Annotated in this window: 20 protein-coding genes and 1 other annotated feature; of the genes, 15 read left to right on the top strand and 5 right to left on the bottom strand. The window is 39.1% G+C overall.

Annotation, left to right across the window (positions count from 1 at the left end):
• Window positions 1-112: 112 nt before the first annotated feature.
• Complete coding sequence (locus JT739_RS03190; protein ID WP_255688287.1) at window positions 113-538, top strand: MarR family winged helix-turn-helix transcriptional regulator; 426 nt, start codon at window positions 113-115, stop codon at window positions 536-538.
• A gap of 129 nt (window positions 539-667) precedes the next feature.
• On the top strand, window positions 668-1105 hold the full coding sequence (locus JT739_RS03185) for an NUDIX domain-containing protein (RefSeq protein ID WP_237659645.1): 438 nt from the start codon (window positions 668-670) through the stop codon (window positions 1103-1105).
• 24 nt (window positions 1106-1129) lie between these two features.
• Here JT739_RS03185 and JT739_RS03180 read toward each other — a convergent pair whose 3' ends face one another.
• The 3 genes from JT739_RS03180 to JT739_RS03170 all read right to left on the bottom strand — a co-directional run bounded on the left by JT739_RS03180 (window position 1130) and on the right by JT739_RS03170 (window position 2900).
• A complete protein-coding gene (locus tag JT739_RS03180) occupies window positions 1130-1321 on the bottom strand; it encodes a hypothetical protein (protein WP_237659644.1) in 192 nt (63 codons plus the stop codon).
• 87 nt (window positions 1322-1408) lie between these two features.
• Window positions 1409-2431, bottom strand: coding sequence for an AIR synthase family protein (locus JT739_RS03175; RefSeq protein ID WP_237659643.1), 1023 nt, complete (start codon window positions 2429-2431; stop codon window positions 1409-1411).
• A complete protein-coding gene (locus JT739_RS03170; protein WP_237659642.1) occupies window positions 2412-2900 on the bottom strand; it encodes an ECF transporter S component in 489 nt (162 codons plus the stop codon). Before JT739_RS03170 ends, JT739_RS03175 begins: the two co-directional genes overlap by 20 nt.
• Before the next feature lie 236 nt (window positions 2901-3136).
• Here JT739_RS03170 and JT739_RS03165 point away from each other — a divergent pair, with 236 nt between their 5' ends.
• The 13 genes from JT739_RS03165 to serS all read left to right on the top strand — a co-directional run bounded on the left by JT739_RS03165 (window position 3137) and on the right by serS (window position 16826).
• Complete coding sequence (locus JT739_RS03165; protein ID WP_237659641.1) at window positions 3137-3850, top strand: GntR family transcriptional regulator; 714 nt, start codon at window positions 3137-3139, stop codon at window positions 3848-3850.
• A 139-nt stretch (window positions 3851-3989) separates the two neighbouring features.
• Window positions 3990-4952 carry a sugar ABC transporter substrate-binding protein gene (locus JT739_RS03160; protein ID WP_237659640.1) on the top strand — a complete coding sequence of 321 codons (963 nt, stop codon included), beginning with the start codon at window positions 3990-3992 and terminating at the stop codon, window positions 4950-4952.
• A 74-nt stretch (window positions 4953-5026) separates the two neighbouring features.
• Window positions 5027-6544, top strand: coding sequence for a sugar ABC transporter ATP-binding protein (locus tag JT739_RS03155; protein ID WP_237659639.1), 1518 nt, complete (start codon window positions 5027-5029; stop codon window positions 6542-6544).
• On the top strand, window positions 6541-7515 hold the full coding sequence (locus JT739_RS03150) for an ABC transporter permease (RefSeq protein WP_237659638.1): 975 nt from the start codon (window positions 6541-6543) through the stop codon (window positions 7513-7515). Before JT739_RS03155 ends, JT739_RS03150 begins: the two co-directional genes overlap by 4 nt.
• Window positions 7505-8443 (top strand): ABC transporter permease, encoded by a 939-nt coding sequence (locus tag JT739_RS03145; protein WP_237659637.1) that lies wholly within the window; start codon window positions 7505-7507, stop codon window positions 8441-8443. Before JT739_RS03150 ends, JT739_RS03145 begins: the two co-directional genes overlap by 11 nt.
• Before the next feature lie 79 nt (window positions 8444-8522).
• Window positions 8523-9635 carry a 3-dehydro-scyllo-inosose hydrolase gene (iolN, locus tag JT739_RS03140; RefSeq protein WP_237659636.1) on the top strand — a complete coding sequence of 371 codons (1113 nt, stop codon included), beginning with the start codon at window positions 8523-8525 and terminating at the stop codon, window positions 9633-9635.
• Between the two features lie 69 nt (window positions 9636-9704).
• The gene (locus tag JT739_RS03135; protein ID WP_237659635.1) at window positions 9705-10454 is read left to right on the top strand and encodes an SDR family oxidoreductase; all 750 of its coding nucleotides are present in this window, start codon (window positions 9705-9707) and stop codon (window positions 10452-10454) included.
• 12 nt (window positions 10455-10466) lie between these two features.
• Window positions 10467-11108: a bifunctional 4-hydroxy-2-oxoglutarate aldolase/2-dehydro-3-deoxy-phosphogluconate aldolase gene (locus JT739_RS03130; protein ID WP_237659634.1), complete on the top strand. Its 642-nt coding sequence runs from the start codon at window positions 10467-10469 to the stop codon at window positions 11106-11108.
• Window positions 11108-12100 carry a 2-dehydro-3-deoxygalactonokinase gene (locus JT739_RS03125; RefSeq protein ID WP_370642563.1) on the top strand — a complete coding sequence of 331 codons (993 nt, stop codon included), beginning with the start codon at window positions 11108-11110 and terminating at the stop codon, window positions 12098-12100. Before JT739_RS03130 ends, JT739_RS03125 begins: the two co-directional genes overlap by 1 nt.
• Window positions 12101-12130: 30 nt before the next feature.
• Window positions 12131-13087, top strand: coding sequence for a phosphoglycerate dehydrogenase (locus JT739_RS03120; protein WP_237659633.1), 957 nt, complete (start codon window positions 12131-12133; stop codon window positions 13085-13087).
• Between the two features lie 22 nt (window positions 13088-13109).
• A complete protein-coding gene (locus JT739_RS03115) occupies window positions 13110-14147 on the top strand; it encodes a zinc-binding dehydrogenase (protein WP_237659632.1) in 1038 nt (345 codons plus the stop codon).
• A gap of 18 nt (window positions 14148-14165) precedes the next feature.
• On the top strand, window positions 14166-15224 hold the full coding sequence (locus tag JT739_RS03110; RefSeq protein WP_237659631.1) for a zinc-binding dehydrogenase: 1059 nt from the start codon (window positions 14166-14168) through the stop codon (window positions 15222-15224).
• A gap of 64 nt (window positions 15225-15288) precedes the next feature.
• Window positions 15289-15482, top strand: a binding site (T-box leader).
• 66 nt (window positions 15483-15548) lie between these two features.
• Window positions 15549-16826 carry a serine--tRNA ligase gene (gene serS, locus JT739_RS03105; protein WP_237659630.1) on the top strand — a complete coding sequence of 426 codons (1278 nt, stop codon included), beginning with the start codon at window positions 15549-15551 and terminating at the stop codon, window positions 16824-16826.
• Window positions 16827-16861: 35 nt separating this feature from the next.
• Here serS and JT739_RS03100 read toward each other — a convergent pair whose 3' ends face one another.
• Together JT739_RS03100 and JT739_RS03095 are read right to left on the bottom strand one after the other, a co-directional pair.
• The gene (locus tag JT739_RS03100; RefSeq protein ID WP_237659629.1) at window positions 16862-17104 is read right to left on the bottom strand and encodes a DUF1540 domain-containing protein; all 243 of its coding nucleotides are present in this window, start codon (window positions 17102-17104) and stop codon (window positions 16862-16864) included.
• A 105-nt stretch (window positions 17105-17209) separates the two neighbouring features.
• Window positions 17210-18169 (bottom strand): glycosyl hydrolase family 18 protein, encoded by a 960-nt coding sequence (locus JT739_RS03095; RefSeq protein WP_370642562.1) that lies wholly within the window; start codon window positions 18167-18169, stop codon window positions 17210-17212.
• Window positions 18170-18198: the final 29 nt, after the last annotated feature.

Genomic DNA, 18198 nt, shown 5'->3' with positions numbered 1-18198 from the left:
TTATTAGGTGATAAAAGAAAAATTGTCTGCGGCAATATATTTTATAAAACACTATGTAATCTTTTAAGAGGTGATTAAACTGGAACATTCAAAAAATGCCCTTGCAGAAAGTATGGAAAGTTTCATTTGGTTTCTGAACCGATGGGTCGAATCTCTTAACCGTCAACTTCAAAGTGCCTCCGATGAGCCATCGATTACACAAAGGCAATACTGGGTATTGTGCATTTTAAAAAAAGGTGGCCCGTATAAAATGTCGGAATTAGGCGAAATTCTTCAAACCACCTATGGAAGTCTTACGGTTATGATTGACAGATTAGTTGAAAAGGGCTTGGTAGAAAGATTTTATCTACCGGATGACAGAAGGGTTGTTATGGTAAGGATTACGCATGATGGGAGAATGTGTTTGGAGCAGTATAAAAATAAATTTTTGGATATAATAGTGAAAAATTTGGAAAGACTAACAGAAGAGGATAGAAAACGGCTTAGTAACGCTATAGATGAAGTTAATACTATAGTTAAAAATATCAGCGATTTATGATTTTAATATACAGAAGGAATTTTAATAAGTGATGTCGAATTTTAACTGTATAAAATATTTTATTAAAAAGAGCCCTATTTCCCATATAAACTATGGAGGGAAGGGCAAGAAAAAATAAGGAGGCATGTCATGCTTACAAGAGTATGTTCGGGCGGTGTTGTTTTCTTTGAGGATCGTGTGCTAATACTTAAAAATGAAAAGTCTGAATGGGTACTGCCAAAAGGAGTTATCAGGCCTGGTTATCTTGCTCAAGAAACGGCTATAGAGAGGGTAAAGATAGAAGCGGGAGTTGATGCTCGGATAGTATCCTGTGTAGGAGAAACCTGTTATGAATTTTATTCTGTTACCCGGCAAAGACCGGTATGCAATCAAATAACATGGTTCTTGATGGAAGCTTTCAGCGATAATTGCAGTCCCAATGCAGACTTAAATTTTTCAGAAGGCGGTTTTTATCCTATAGAAGAAGCATTGGAGAAAATCACATATAGTCAAGATAAATCTCTTGTAAGGATGTCATATAAAAGATATTTAGAGTATCATAAAGAGCGAGATGAAGTTATAGTGTAAAAAAGCAGCTTAACGCTGCTTTTTTTATATCCTTTTAAGTGATTTGATTTTATGTTCTATCAAAGAATCTAGTGCTTTTGCTTTAAGACCTACATCGTTTTCTCCTATTATTCCTTTTTCTTTGAGAACTTCTATGAGACTTACTATAGCCAAAGTGTTCTTGTAATCAACCATTTTCATATCTGAAAGCTGGGCGAAAATGTCTATTTCCCCCATAAACTCGTCCCCCTTGAGAAGGTTATATCCACATTATATCCATTATTGAAAATTTTATACAAAAAACTTTGTACTGATATTAGGCATTTATTTAAATTTCTCAATGACTCTTATTAACTCATCCCTTTCCAGGGGAACGAGTGGCTTTTTGCTGCCAGATGTAATAATATATTTTCCGCTTGAAGTGATTTTACCGATTATAGTAGCCGGGATATTATGGGATTTGAGAGCATTTACTACTTCATTACCTTTTGGTGTGCATATAAGCATTGAACCACTGGAAATAAGACCAAGGGGATTGATACCAAAGGCTTGGCAAATATCTCTGGTTTCAGGTAATATAGGCAACAAATCCTGGTGAATTTCCACTCCTACATCGGAAGCTTCAGCAATTTCGGAGCAGGCCCCTAACAATCCGCCTTCTGTAATATCGTGCATAGCCGAGACGCCGATTTTGGCGGCAATTATTCCTTCATCTATGACACTTATTCTGTCTATAAAGCTCTGAGCAGTTTTAATAGTTTTCTCTGCAACCTTGCCCTTAAGAAATTCTTCAAAATCAGTTGCAAGGATAGCAGAACCTTCAAGGCCTAGGGATTTTGTTACTATTATATCATCACCGGGCTTGGCACCCGAGGATGTTACAAATTTGTCTTTGTCTACAATACCTATGGCCGTAGCGGAAATAATGGGTTTTACAACTGCTGGTGTAATTTCACTGTGCCCTCCCAGTACTTCGATACCGATTTTGCTGGCCGTTTCGTGAATACCCTGCATTAATTCTTTTAATAAACGCTCATCAGAACTTAAGGGTAAAAGCAATGTGACGAGAATTCCAATAGGTTCAGCCCCGCAGGCCGCAATATCATTACAGGACACGTAAACTGCAAGATGGCTGCTGTGAATATCAGCACCCGTAATGGGATCAGTTGAAAGCACCGCAACTTTGTTGCCGAAGTCTATGATACTTGAATCTTCGCCAAGACCTGAGTGAACCAACACTTCCCTTCTTTGCTTGCCAGTGAATGGATATACGCTTTTCCTTAAAATATCTGGAGGTACCTTGCCTGCGCTAAACACATAAATCACCTCAAAATCTATCTTCGTCATTTATAAAAATACGTTTAAGTCTGCTGTGCAAAAACAAAGAAATAACTGCCCCTGCCGATACCTGTACAAAATCTCCGGCAAGCTCAATTGGCACAGCTCCAATTCCGTACAAAATCCCCGCAGCTAAAGCATAACCTGCCATCATGATAATAGCGCCCGACATGACGGCAATGTATCTATTTTTATTTGCCAAACTTCCTACAATGTATCCCTCTAAGCCCTTGATTATAAAAGTTATTGGTGCCCATACGGGGTATCCCCCAATAATATCAGCCAGAGCTGAACCAACGCCGCCTATTAAGGCCCCGGGGATAGGACCATATAGCAGAGCAGTTAAATAAATTATCGCTTCCCCTAGATTAAAGTATAGATTAAAAGTGGGAACTGGGAAGCGAAGCATAACTGTAGCTATAACTAACAATGCAGATAAAAGCCCCATAAGCGCCAGCTCTCTAATCCGCTTATCCATTTATTAATTCCTCCGTTTTTTAAATTAATCTCACTGAAACGCTAGGCTCTTTTTAAAAAATTAAACAGAAAGTAGTTTCCTAATGGTATTATACATAACAACAAAAGGTTTGACAAACAGTTTATAGCCAAGTCTCCAAAAGTCGATTTATTTCAAAATAACGCAAATAAAAATTTTTTTCTTTTAAGAAGGAATTAAAAATTTTATATCGAATATAAATATATGTGGTATACCAAATGAATACAAAAGGCATTTTTTTTGAAAGGATTAGAATAATGAGTCCATTAATTGATCCCAAAAATTCACGAAATATTACCAAAAAGGAAATGGCTTATAATGCAATAAAGCAAGATATACTAAACAACAAATTACCATCAGGAACTTTTCTGATTGAAAGGGAATTGTGCAAAGCCCTTAATGTTAGCCGCACCCCTGTTAGAGAAGCCCTGCATCAATTAGGAAGTGAAGGTTTAGTTGAATTTATACCAGGCAAGGGAGCCTTTGTTTCCGGCATAAGTTATGAAGACATAATAGAAGTATATGATCTTCGTGAAGTCCTGGAAGGCCTAGCAACGAGGATGTTTACTCTACATGCCACTCAATCTGAAATAGAAGAGCTTGATAAATTGTATGAACATATAGAAATTGCACTAAAACGAGATAATATAGAAGAATTAGTAAAATATGACGTAGCTTTTCATAAATGTATTGTAGAAGGTTGTCGCAATAGCAGATTAAAAGCTATGATAAAAAACATAAATGATCAAATTGAAAGAATTACTAATACCATAAAAAAGGACAAGGTTAGGGCAAGAACGACAGCAGTGCACCATAAAAGCATTATTAATGCTATTAAACAAAAAGACGCTGTTTTAGCAGAAAGCAAAATGCGAGAACATATATTGGATAGTAAAAACTACCATTTAAAAAAATATAACTTTCCAAACTAATGTAAGTATCTATGACAAAACCAATATTATTTTATTGTCTCAAATTGTATACCAAAAGTATACCTACGAAAGGGGGTATTTTTAGCCTGCAATTAAATCCAACCTTGCTTTTTTCAAAACATTAAGGGAGGTAAAAAAAGTGAAAAAGATATTAACATTAGTTTTAGCACTTTGTCTTGTAATACTAGCAGGTTGTGGCGGTGGTTCTCAAAATAGCCAGCCGACACAGGAAACATCTCAAGAAGAAACAAATTCTTATAAGATAACGCTAATTGTAAAAAATCTTGTTAATCCTATGTGGCTTGCTGTAAAAGAAGGTGCCGAAGCAGCTGCTAAAGAGTATGGTGTGGAGTTAACAGTTTTAGCTCCGCTAAAGGCTGATAACAACGAAGAGCAGATAAGGCAAGTTGAGGATGCCATAACAAAACAAGCAGATGCTATAGTTCTCATTCCGGCAGACTCTCAAGGTATTATTCCGGCAGTAGAAAAAGCCAACCAAGCTGGAATTCCTGTTATCAACGTTAATACTAAAGTAGGTGGCGGCGTGACAGAAACATTTGTAGCTGTTGAGAACTATGACGCCGCATCTAAAGTTGCAGAAGCCGTTGCAGAAAAATTAGGCCAAAAAGGCAAAGTTATAATTTTAGAAGGAAAAGCCGGTGCCCAAAGTGCCATAGATTTGAAACAGGGTGCGGTTGATACATTTGCTAAATATGAAGGTATAGAGATTGTTGCTTCACAAACGGCTAACTGGAATAGAGCAGAAGCCATGCAGGTAACCCAAAACCTGTTGCAGGCACATCCTGATGTCAATGCTATTTTTGCTTCCAACGATGAAATGGCAATGGGTGCTGTTGAAGCTGTGGATCAAGCTGGCCTGACTGGCAAAATCATAATAGCAGGACTTGACGCAAATCAAGATGCACTAGAAGCTATAAAAGAAGGAAAAATGACCTTGACCTGTGACAAGAGGGGTTTTGAACAGGGATATGTTGGTGTTGAAGCCGCAGTGAAGGTTTTAAACAATGAGCCAGTAGACGATCGCATTGTAATTGATACTACAATAGTTGACGAATCTAATGTGGACGAATTCTTAAAGTAAGCAAAGTTTTCATTTGAGGTATTGCTTATACAGGCAATACCTCAAATGAACAAATATACTTAGGAGTGTAGCACATGAGCGATCAAATAATACTGCAATTAAAAGGAATAAGCAAACAATTTCCTGGTGTTAAAGCACTAGACAATGTCAGCTTGGATGTAAGAAAAGGTGAAGTCCACGTTTTACTTGGAGAAAACGGTGCTGGAAAATCTACATTGATGAAAATATTAAGCGGAGTATATAAAAAGGACAGTGGAAAGATTTTTTTAGATGGTAAAGAAGTTGAAATAAATTCAGTCAATGATGCGGAAAATTTGGGCATAGGTATTATTCATCAGGAATTTAACCTGTTGCCGCATAGAGATATAGCACAAAACATTTTTTTAGGCAAAGAGCCCACAAAACGAGGGCCATTAGGAGTAAAAGTATTAGATAAAGCGACAATGTATTCAAAGTGCAATGAACTGTTAAAAACCGTTGGCATAGATTTGGATAGCCGTATTTTAGTAAAAGACTTAGGGATAGCGCAAAAACAAATGGTGGAAATAGCTAAAGCCCTTTCCCTTGCCAACTTAAAGATATTAATAATGGACGAACCTACAGCCACATTGACAAAAGGTGAAATAGACAAGCTTTTTTCAATAATAAGAAAGTACAAAAGCATGGGCATCAGTATAATATATATTTCTCACCGAATGGAAGAAATTCAGGTAATAGGCGATAGAGTAACAGTCCTTAGAGATGGCAAGTATATAGGCACTGTGCCCGTAAAAGAGACTCCTCCATCAGAACTGATAAGGATGATGGTAGGGCGCGAAATTACCAATTTGTATAAACGGGATTACAATGAACCTGGGCCGGAAGCATTAAAAGTTTGCAATTTAAGCTCCCGAGGCAAATTTAAGGATGTTAACTTTTCAGTTCGCCGAGGTGAAATTGTTGGTTTCTATGGCCTAGTAGGTGCCGGAAGGACCGAAGTGGCCAAGGCTATATTTGGCGAAGATAAATATGATGCCGGAGAAATATTAATAAACGGCAAGAAAGTAAAACATCACATGCCCAGTCAGGCAGTTCAAAATAAAATGGGTCTGTTACCTGAAGACAGGCGAGACGAGGGCCTCATTACAAAGATGTTGCTCAAACAAAATGTAGTTCAGGCCAGTCTAAGAAAAGTTTTTCCTAAGGGAATTTTAAATAATAAAGTAGAATCGCAAATTGCAACTAAATACATTACAAAACTCAATATTGCTACACCTGATGAAAATGTAGTAGTTGCCTCTTTAAGCGGTGGAAACCAGCAAAAGGTAGTTCTAGCTAAGTGGTTGCTAACCGATTCCGAAGTCCTTATATTTGATGAGCCCACCAGAGGTATTGATGTAGGCGCAAAAGCCGAAATATACGAATTAATGAATGATCTGGCAAAAAGCGGAAAAGCGATTATGATGATTTCATCAGACCTGCCTGAAGTCATAGGCCTTTCCGACAGAATATATGTCATGTATCAAGGGAAAATAGTTGCAGAGTTCAGTCATGAAAATGCAAGCCAAGAACGGATTGTGAACTTTGCCATCGGAAGGGGAGATACTTTATGACATATGCCAAAATTATCAAACAGCTAAAAAAGCTACCAGGAATAATTTATGGTCTGGTGATCATAATTGCCTTTTTCGGTGTAACCGCTGATTATTTCTTAACTTTTATGAACATGATGAATATCCTAAAACAGGCTTCAGTCTTAATAGTAGTATCTCTAGGCATGACTTTGGCTATTCTTTTGGGGAAAATCGATATGTCTGTCGGTTCTACTATGTCCCTTGTAGGTGTGGTCACTGGCATATGTCTTCACAAAGGTATATCCATTCCATTGGCAATTTGTATAGGTATGGCGGTGGGTTCTATTATAGGGTTTATCAACGGTTATTTAATCGGCTATAGGAAGTTTGATTACTGGATTGTGACTTTTTCAAATATGGGAATTGCCCAAAGCCTTGCACTTGTTATAACAAATGGGGCTACGATACCGGGATTTGACAGCAGTTTTAGATTTTTAGGCGATGGACAGATATACGGAGTTCCGGTAGGTATATTAATAGCAATGGCCATTGCGCTGGCTATAATATATCTGAGTTACAATACAAAATTCGGAAGTAATATTTATGCAGTCGGCGGCAATGAACAGGTAGCGAGGTATTCAGGTATAGATACAAGCAAGGTGATATTTAAAACTTATATACTGAGCAGTCTTTTGGCAGGTTTTGCCGGAATATTGCTTGTATCAAAAGTGAATTCGGCTAATCCCATTGCCGGTTCTGGGTATGAATTTGATGCAATAGCTGCTACGCTTATTGGCGGAACGCCATTTGATGGCGGTAGAGGCGGAGTTTTAGGCACAATTATAGGTGCATGTATTATAGCAACTTTGAGAAATGGATTAAATATGTTAGGTTTGACTCCTCCAATACAATTTACTTTGGTAGGGTTTATCATAATACTAATCATCATTTTTGATGTTTTAAATGAAAAATACAAAGCTAAAAAGGGAGGAGCAGCCAATGAAGCATAATGCAATACGATTTTTATTAAAATATGCTAGGTTTATGATATTGATTATTCTCTTAATTGCACTGTCTCTGCTAAGCCCTGCGTTTTTAACATTTACTAACATAGCTAACGTTTTAGGCCAAGCTTCCCTGCTGATTATAGTAAGCTATGGGATGACATTAGCTATAGTTACGAAAGGCATTGACCTGTCAATAGGTTCAGTTTTAGCACTATCATCTTGCATTGCAGCAAGTATAATAAAATCGCAAAGCATAATATTAGGGATAATAATAGGGTTATTAATTGGCTTACTATGCGGTTCTATCAATGGAATTATGATAACCAAAATAGGTCTGACTCCCTTTATAGCAACATATGGAATGGACTGGATTGCTCGCGGGTTGGCCTATGTTTATATGGGAGGAACCCAGATATATGGTTTTGATAAGGCATTCCGCTTTTTCGGCAGTGGTCAGATCATGGGAATACCGGTACTGGTATTTGAGGTTATATTTATAACTGTCGTGCTGTGTTTTTTGACTTACAAGACAACTTATGGCAGAAATATTTATGCCACTGGCTCCAATATAAAGGCTACTCGCCTTGCTGGCGTTAACACAGATCGAATGGTTATTTCAGTTTTTGCTTTAAATGGATTATTAGCAGCTATCGCTGGCTTACTGTATATATCCAGATTAAATGCAGCAGAAGCCCTTATTGGAACAGATTTTACACTAAACTCTATAGCTGCTACATTAATCGGCGGAACGCCTTTCGGCGGCGGTGAGGGAGGAGTTGCCCGCACAGTAATGGGAGCTATTATAATGACACTGCTTATAAACGGAATGAACCTTCTTGAAATATCATCATATTGGCAAACAGCTACAGTTGGATTTGTTATTCTTTTATCTTTGTTTATAGAGAATACAAGTAAAAATTTCTTGGTATAACTTAAGTTAACAATTTTTTTTAAGTATAAAGGGTATACCAGGAGTATACCAATAAATATCAAGCAAAGGAGAGGTTTAGATGAAAAACAAAAAATGGTTGCTTACAGATAACCCAGCAATAATATTTGAGGACAATGAGGTAGGGCGTCTAAAGAAACAAATATGGGATGCCAGTGAAGAAGAAATCGACGAGATTTTAAAGGAATATGGAATTCCATCAGAATCAGAACTAGGCAAACCAGGTACCTACATTCAAAACACTCCTAGAGTAAAAGTCATCGAAAAGCGCAAGAAAAACGACGTAGTATTAGTACCCATTGGTTGCACAGAAAACCACGGTATTCATGCAAATACTGGTCTTGATACCTTTATGGTAACACAAATCATAGAAGGTGTAAGAAGATACACAGCAAAACAAGGGAGAGAAGTAAGCCTAGCCTTCCCACCACTAAACTACGGCGGCCATCCATATCACCACTTAGGTATGGCAGGCACAGTAATCATGCCTAAAGAAGTAGTAGAAGAGACCATCATTTATACAATGCTGGGACTTTGGAACGACGGATTTAGAAAAATCATCTTAGTAAACAACCACGGCCATCTATGGATGCTGGAAGGAGCTATTCATGAATTTATGAAGAGATATCAGCTTCCAGGAATCTTCCGTGTAATTGACTGGCACAGAGCTGTAAGGGAATTCTTCTATCCAGTTGACCGTGAAGACAGCTTGGAAACCCATTTCATACACGCAGATGAAAGCGAAACATCAGTAGGCCTCTTGCTATTCCCCGGAATGATCGACATGAGTGTAGTAGTAGATGCACAGCCACAAAGCTTCTTACCGGAAGGCCACTTTGATACATCAGTAGATCCTTACGGAAGGCCCAGCCGCTGGTCTGAAGGCGAAGGCCATGCAGCTATTGAGCGTGCAGCAACCCCTGAAGGCGTAGTAGGTAAACCCAGCATAGCCTCGGCAAGAAAAGCGAAAAGGCCAGTTGCAGCTATACTGAAATACTTAACACTAGTAATAGACCAAATTTTAGAAGCATTCCCACCAGGAACAGTACCACCAGTAGAAAAAGTAACACTACGCACAGAAGAAGAAATGAAACCATTCCTAAAAGAACCCATGAGCCCCGGCTGGAAGTCAGTTGACGAACTGCCCATGATTGGTGGTTGGCATAAGCTATAATATCAAATTGAGTATAAGACCTTTTATAGGTCTTATACTCAATTTTAAAAAAAAGAAAGGTGTGAGATCGTGTTTGATCTAAAAGGGAAAAAGGCGATTGTAACCGGCGGAGCATCTGGATTGAGCCTTGGTGCAGTAGAAGCCCTGCATGATGCAGGAGCAGAAGTTGCCATAATCGACATAGCAAAAAACGTAGAAGAAAAAGCAAAAGAACTTTCTCAACAAGGCCCTGCCGTTTATGGCATTCGTGCAGATCTTTCAAATCGGAAAGAACTAAGGGAAGCTTTTAATTTAGCCGTCGAAAAACTTGGATCTTTAGATATATTAGTAAATGGAGCAGGAATTCAAAGAAGGAATAAATGCGAAGAATTTAGCCTGGAAGATTGGGATGCGGTAATAGAAATCAACTTAACATCAGTATTTGAGCTCTGTCAGTTGGCAGGAAGGCTTATGCTAAAACAAGGGCATGGCAAAATCATAAACTTTGCATCTATGCTGAGCTTTTTCGGTGGATATACAGTGCCTGCCTATGCTGCCAGCAAAGGCGGTGTGGCCCAGCTGACCAAAGCCTTATCTAACGAATGGGCAGGAAGGGGAGTAAACGTAAATGCTATAGCTCCCGGATACATGGCTACGGCTTTAAATACCCAGCTAATAAATGACCCAGTAAGAAATGAATCCATATTAAAGCGCATACCTGCCGGCAGATGGGGGACCCCTGAAGACATAAAAGGCACTATAATATATCTTGCATCAAAAGCCTCGGACTACGTAAATGGTGCTGTAATACCAGTAGATGGCGGCTACCTTGGAAATTAAGGAGTGATTATCATGGCAAGTCAAAAACAAATCATAGATACAATTAAAACCGCTAAGATAGTGGCCATTATCAGAGGGATAGATAGTGACCACATCTTAAAAACCGCTGAAGCACTAATAAAGGGCGGCATTAAAGTAATGGAAATTACCCTAAACCGTGACGATGCTATGAAGAGCATTGAAATAGTGAAAAAAGAATTTGAAAATGAAATACTCTTGGGCGCAGGGACAGTTCTAACAGATAAGCAGGTAAGAGAAGCAAATCAGCATGGAGCATGCTTTATCGTTTCTCCAAATACAGACGAAGTCGTCATAAAACAAACAAAAGACTTAAACATGATTTCCATACCTGGTGCCTTTTCACCAACTGAAATAGTAAAAGCACACCAGCTAGGAGCAGACTTTGTCAAAGTATTTCCTGTAGGAAATGTAGGACCTGGGTATATAAAAGCAGTCAGAGGCCCGCTGGACAATATACCTCTTTTAGCTGTAGGAGGAGTTAATCTTAACAATATGACAGAGTTTCTAAAAGCCGGTGCCGATGGCCTAGGTATTGGTGGAAACCTTGTAGACAAATCACTAATTTACGCAGGAAAATACGATGAAGTTGAAAAAATTGCCCGAAGTTATGTAAAAAAACTTGAGGAGGTCTAATTACGCTGAAAGCATATTTTGATTCAGGGACAACCAATTCAAGGATATATTTAATCAAAGACAATAAAATAATTGATCATGATCAAAAAAGCATAGGGTCTAAAGACTCATCTATTGCCGGAACTAATCGGGTTTTACTAGAAGGCCTTAAAAAACTTTATGACAAAGTTCTAGAAAGAAACGGCTTAAAAGACCAAGATATTTCAGCAATTTTTGCCTCTGGTATGGTTACTTCACCTTTTGGAATTAAGGAAGTTCCGCATCTAAAAGTACCTGTAACCTTACAAGACCTTCGGGACCATGTTTACAGTTATCATGAAGACCTCTTTTTCAAAAGACAAATCGGTCTAATTCCTGGTGTAAAGAGCACGCCTGATTCCGAAGTTATAACAACGGATAATGTCTTAGAAGTAAATTCCATGCGAGGAGAAGAGGTAGAAATATTTGGGCTTCTTAGCACTTTAGACGACGAAGTAAAAAGCTCATCAGCTGCCATACTGATACCCGGTTCCCATACCCAAATAGCCTATGTTCAAGACCAAAAAATAACAGACTTAATTTCAACCATGTCGGGGGAACTATTTCACGCCATATCAAACCATACAATCATATCTGCTTCAATAGAAAAAGACATATTTGAATGTGATAAAAGCATGGTTCAGAAGGCCTTTAAAATGCTAATGCAATATGGATTTAACAAGACCGTTTACCTGATAAACACCATGCAGGTATTTCATGTGGCAGATACTCGGGCAAAAACATCTTTTTTAGAGGGCGCAATATTCGGCGGCGACATTATATGTTTAGAGCAATATTTACAGAACAAATGGCGTGGTATCAATTATGTGATTATTTACGCTAATAGGACTATTGCAGAGATATACAATGCTTTATTGGAGATTGCATGTTTAGGCTTAAAAGTTAAGGTTGTAGAAAAAACCAAGCAAAGCGATTTTGCAGTTAAAGGATTTTTTGAAATAATTAAGGATTAAAATTAATTATTTAAAAGGAGTTAGTCAGTTATGACTTACAAAATACTTGTTACCTCTAGATCCTTTGGGCAAGTATCTGAAGAACCCATAAAACTCTTAGAGCAAAACAATTGTTCAATAGATTTTAAGAAGGAAAGCGGCCTGTACGGAGAAGAGGACTTTTTAAAAGTCATAGGAGAATATGATGCTGTTATTGTAGGTGCTGACCACATGACAGCTAAAGTTATCGAAGCCGGGAAAAAACTTAAAATAATTTGCAAACACGGTGCCGGTGTAGATAACATAGATTGCGAAAAAGCCAAGGAAATGGGGATCCCCGTTACGAATGTGCCCGCAACCAATTCTGATGCAGTAGCCGATTTTGCCTTTGGCCTTATACTAAATATTGCACGCAAGATTTCAGCTAATGCTTTCGAAGTTAAACGAGGCAAATGGAACAAAGATATCGGTGTAGATGTATGCAAAAAGACTCTTGGGATTATAGGTTGCGGAGCTATCGGAAGGCGAGTAGCTAAAAGAGGCCAAGGCTTTGACATGCGGGTATTAGGTTACGATCCATATGTGAAAGAAAGTGCGAACTTATCTAATATAGAGCTGGTAGATTTAGAAACTTTAATAAAAGAATCTGATTTCATTTCAATTCACGTGCCATTAACCCCTGATACACGAAACTTAATAAGCAGTAAAGAGATGCATCAGATGAAAAAAGGAGCATTTATCATCAATACTGCCAGAGGGGGTATAGTAGATGAAAATGCTCTGTATCAGTTTTTAACAAATGGTCATTTGGGCGGAGCAGCCCTTGATGTAACAGAGCAGGAACCCATACAAGCTGATAGCCCCCTTTTGAAATTAGACAATGTAATAATAACCTCTCACATTGCTTCTTATTCAAAAGAATCATTAAATGCTGTGAGCATGGCATGTGCAAGAAATATCATAAAGATAATAAACAACGAAACACCGGATAACATTGTAAACAAGTAATAAAGTGACTGAAGGTGAAAAAATGAGAGCTTATTTATTTCAATCTCCAAAGAATGTAGAAATCGCAGAGCGGGAAAAACCTGAACTTAAAGACAATGAGATATTAATAAAAATAAAAAATATAGGCATTTGCGGTTCTGATGTAGCTTTATATAATGGCAAATACAGCGGCCCCCATAAATACCCCATGCTGTTTGGCCATGAATGGTCAGGAATCATTGCCCAAGTCGGTAAAAATGTGACAGGTTTTAATGTTGGCGATAAGGTGACCGGCGACTGTTCCAGGTATTGCGGTACATGTGAATATTGCAAGGTAGATAAAAACCTATGCAAGCACATAGAAAAATTCGGGATAACAGTAGATGGAGCATCAGCAGAATACATTGTGCGAGATGCAAAATACGTATACAAAGCGCCGGAAGAACTAGACTTTGACCTAATCTGCCTTACAGAACCTATTGCAGTAGCAGCACATATGATAAAGAAAATCTTAAAAGTTGCCGAAAGCCTAACAGACAAGAAAATCCTAATTATGGGCGGTGGGCCAATAGGTCTTGCCAGTTTAATGCTGCTTAAAAAGCTGTATAACTGCGACAGTGTAGATTTATATGATATTGTAGAAAACAGAATGAAACTTGCGGTAAGCCTTGGAGCAGGGAGCCCTTCAGAAGAATTATTTAAATTAAACAGCGATGAAAACAACTACAATTCCCTATATACCACTGCTCATTATGACATAATTATAGAAACAACAGGCAATGCTAAAGCCTTGGTAAACACTATTCATATGGCAAAACCAATGGGCATCATCGGCTGTGTAGGTATGCTGCCAAACGTTGAAATTCCACAAAAACTAATAGTGCTAAAATCCCTTACTGTAATAGGAAGCATTGGTGGGACAGGAGAGTTTGAAGAGGTATTAGATTTTATCAAAACAAATCCAGACTACGTCCGCCATTTAATAAGTCACAAGTTCCCAATAACAGATTGTGAAAAAGCATTTGAAGCGTGCAGAGATGCTGCAACAGCCATGAAAGTAGAGCTATACTTTGAAGATTAGATGGAAAGGAGAGAAAACATGGATAAGATGCAAGCAGCTGTATTATTTGGCCCCAATGATCTGAGAATCGTTGATGCAGATATTCCAGAGCCAAAAGCTGAAGAAGTATTAGTTAAGGTAAAAGCCTGTGCCATATGCGGCACTGATCCGGAAATTATCGCCCACGGTTGGCCTAACTGCCCGCCTTATGGCAGTTATATACCAGGTCACGAGTTTGCCGGTGAAGTAGTAGCATTAGGGCATGGAGTTACAGAGTTTAAAATTGGTGACCGAGTTGTTGCAGAACCCCACAAAGGATGCGGCAAATGTATCAACTGCATACGAGGTCTTTACACTACCTGCTTAAATTACGGAAAAATCGAAAAAGGTCATCGACACTACGGCTTTACCGTAAATGGAGGCTATGCTGAATATGTGGCAGTACATGTAAACTGTTTGCACCGGATTCCTGATACCGTAAGTTACGAAGAAGGCACTATAGCCACAACAGCTGGCACCGCCCTTTATGGCTTGGAGAGGGCAGGCTGGGTTCAGCCCGGTGATGTTGTAGCAGTTATAGGCCCCGGTCCTATTGGTTTAATGGCGGCGCAACTTGCAAAAGTCTTTGGTGCAAGTAAAGTTATACTCGTAGGCACCAGACAATCTCGATTAGAAGTTGGCAAAAAAATCGGAGCTGATATCCTAATAAATATAAAAGAAGAAGACTTAAAAGAGAGAATAAATGAAATTACAGGTGGAGTAGGAGTAGACCTTGCCGTAGAGGCTTCAGGGAGTCAAGCTGGTGCAGCCCAAGCTGTAGATATAACGAAAAAGAGCGGGCGCATATCCCTAATTGGTATGTACAAAGATGATGTGAAGATAGACTTAAACCATGTAGTCCAATACAATATGACTATGGCAGGCGGCAAAGCCGAGGGAATGTGGTGTATAGAAAGAGTAATTCCGCTGATGGCTGATGGAAGAATAAATGTAAAGCCGCTGATAACCCATGAATTTGCATTAAAAGATATAAATGAAGCGGTGAAGACATTTGTTGAGAGAATTGGTGGAGCATTAAAAGTTGTTGTAAAACCTTAAAATTAACGACAGCACTTGATTTTAGATTAGCCGTTGGGTATAATAAGAAACAAAACATAAAAAGCCAACGGCAAGGAAGGAGAAAAGTAAGCACTTTGCTTTTTTCAGAGAGCCGACGGTAGGTGCAAGTCGGTAAAAGCTGGTGCCCAATTCCGCTCTGGAGCTGTACCTTTGAAGAGGTACCGGGAATTTTTATATTTCCGTTATTCCAATTAAGTAATATATAAGGGTGGCAACGCGGGTCCTCTCGCCCCTTAAGGGTGGAGAGGACTTTTTATATTTTAAAGAGAGGATAAAAATTAATATATTAGGGAGGTAAAGTGATTGCTTGACATTAAATACATTAGGCAAAACCCAGAAAAAGTCAAGGAGGCTTTAGAAAATCGTGGAGCCACAGCTGACCTGGACAAGTTTCTCAAGCTCGATGAGGAACGTCGCAATTTGCTGTTTGAAGTTGAAAAATTAAAGAGTCAAAGGAATCAGGAATCGGAAGAAATCGCCCGCAAAAAGAAGATGGGAGAACCGGCAGACGAACAAATAGCACGCATGAAAGAAGTATCACAAAAAATCAAGGAAATGGACGAAAGGATTAGCCAAACGGAAGCAGAACTTCAAAATTTACTGCTGACTATCCCCAATATCCCTGATGACTCTGTTCCGATCGGAAAATGCGATCGGGACAATGCAGAAGTTCGCCGTTGGCGAGAGCCCACAAAGTTTGATTTTACTCCAAAACCTCATTGGGAAATCGGTGCTGACTTAGATATTTTGGACTTTGAACGAGCGGGGAAAATTACAGGTTCAAGATTTGCCGTGTATAAAGGTGCCGGTGCACGGCTTGAAAGGGCCCTCGTTAATTTCATGCTGGATTTGCACACTGAAAAACACGGATATAAGGAAATATTTCCACCTTTCATTGTAAACCGTGACAGCATGACCGGAACAGGGCAGCTGCCCAAATTTGAAGAGGACGCCTTTAAGCTTTACAACAATACGGATTACTTTTTAATACCGACGGCAGAAGTGCCGGTGACCAATTTACACCGCAATGAAATCTTGCCAAAAGAAGCTTTACCCATATACTATGTAGCTTATAGCGGTTGCTTTAGGGCCGAAGCAGGTTCAGCAGGCCGAGACACGCGGGGTCTTATCCGTCAGCATCAGTTTAATAAGGTTGAACTTGTGAAGTTTACAGATCAAGAAAGCTCAATGGAAGAACTGGAAAAACTTACGGCGGATGCGGAAGAAGTGCTAAAACTTTTGGAACTACCATATAGGGTAGTAGTACTCTGCACTGGCGACCTTGGATTTAGCTCAGCCAAAACATATGATATTGAAGTTTGGATGCCGAGTTACAACCGATATGTAGAAATATCTTCTTGCAGCAATTTTAAAGATTACCAGGCCCGCCGTGCAAAAATACAGTATCGACCTGAAAAAGGTGCAAAGCCCATGTATGTGCATACATTAAACGGTTCAGGCCTTGCGGTAGGCAGGACAACTGCAGCAATCCTTGAAAATTATCAGCAAGCAGATGGTTCAGTTGTCATTCCGGAAGTGCTGAGAAAATATATGGGCGGCATGAGTAAAATAAGTGTATAAAAAAAGCGGCTGATTCTTCAGCCGCTTTAAGTTTTTTACTTCCTATAGACTCTGTCTGCCTGTACAGCTTGAGAGTTGGAAGCAACAAATGTTTTACAACAAGTTTCCATGCAGGAATTTACAGGAGTTTCAGGGGCAGTGCTGGCTTTAGGAGCATCGAAACTGTCCGGCATAGTGTTCCCAACGCTGTCGGAAGTTACCATGATTTCAGAGGCATCACAAATATTACCATTTTTCCAATAATGACAGTTAGATACACTGCAGTGAATTCTTGCCATAAAAAAACCTCCATTATTAAGATGTTTTCATTCAATATTAGTTTGGTTTGTGAGAATTGGGATTATGCTGTTAATTTGTTACAGGAATTTATATTTAATGGAGATTTAGAGATATTTTAAACGGTTTCTAATGACTATCCAGATCCGAGGATCTTCCTGACCAAGACGCCACACGGCAATTCCTGCTAAATTGTATTCAAAAACCAGGTCAAGTTTAGCAGAGAAGCTTCGGACGTCTTCAAACCAAACTATGTGTCTATTTCCATTTGCTGTATATGTGAAAGTAGGCTCCTGAGCAGTCTCGTCATAGACAATTGTGGCATTGTGCTTTTGGGCAAGTTCAATAGCTTCTCTGTAAGTAAGACTTCTGGGCATTCCTTGGGAAACTTCCCAATCGTAACCGTATACGGCCATGCCGAGTTTTATTTTATGTGGTGGTATTACAGTTTTAGCATATTCCAATACATTTCTCACAAATTCTATGGATGCTATAGGACCAGGCACAGAGAAGTGCTCATCGTAGGCCAGAATATAAAGCTGGTCGGAAAACCTGGCCAGAGTTCTGTAGTCAAACGCGCCGGAAAAAGGATGATCTGGGTCATCAGAGAGTTTTGCCGGTACTGAGATGGTTACTCTAAACCTTGGACTAAGCCTCCTATACAGGCCTTCCATGAAGCTATTAAGTGCAGCACGATCAGCGGGGGGGACAAATTCAAAATCGATGTTTACCCCGGCAAAACGATAGCTTTCCAGCATGGCTTCAATAGAGTCTATAAGCCTTTGTCTTAAATTTGGATTTGTTAAAAGTTCATGAATCAGCTCACCCATCTGGGGGTCAGAAAAGTTATGGATAATGGCTAATATGCCAAGATTGCTCCTACGAGCAATCTGAATAGCTTCAAATTGGGACTGATCAACTAAGGTGCCTTGCTCTGTTACACCAAACCAAAAAGGTATAAGATAGTCAATTTCTCTAGCATGAAGTTGAAGGTCAAAGAGGGACTGAGCAGTTGATACATAATACCAGTTATTTTCTAGGCCAAAAAACAGGGCATTTTCTTTCATATCTTCAGACAAAATTTATCACCTCTTAA

The sequence above is a fragment of the Tepidanaerobacter sp. GT38 genome (genome assembly GCF_021991635.1).
In the GTDB taxonomy this organism is placed as follows: domain Bacteria; phylum Bacillota; class Thermosediminibacteria; order Thermosediminibacterales; family Tepidanaerobacteraceae; genus DTU063.
The sequence above is the reverse complement of the archived record's forward strand: the minus strand, read 5'-3'. Positions and strand labels throughout refer to the sequence as shown.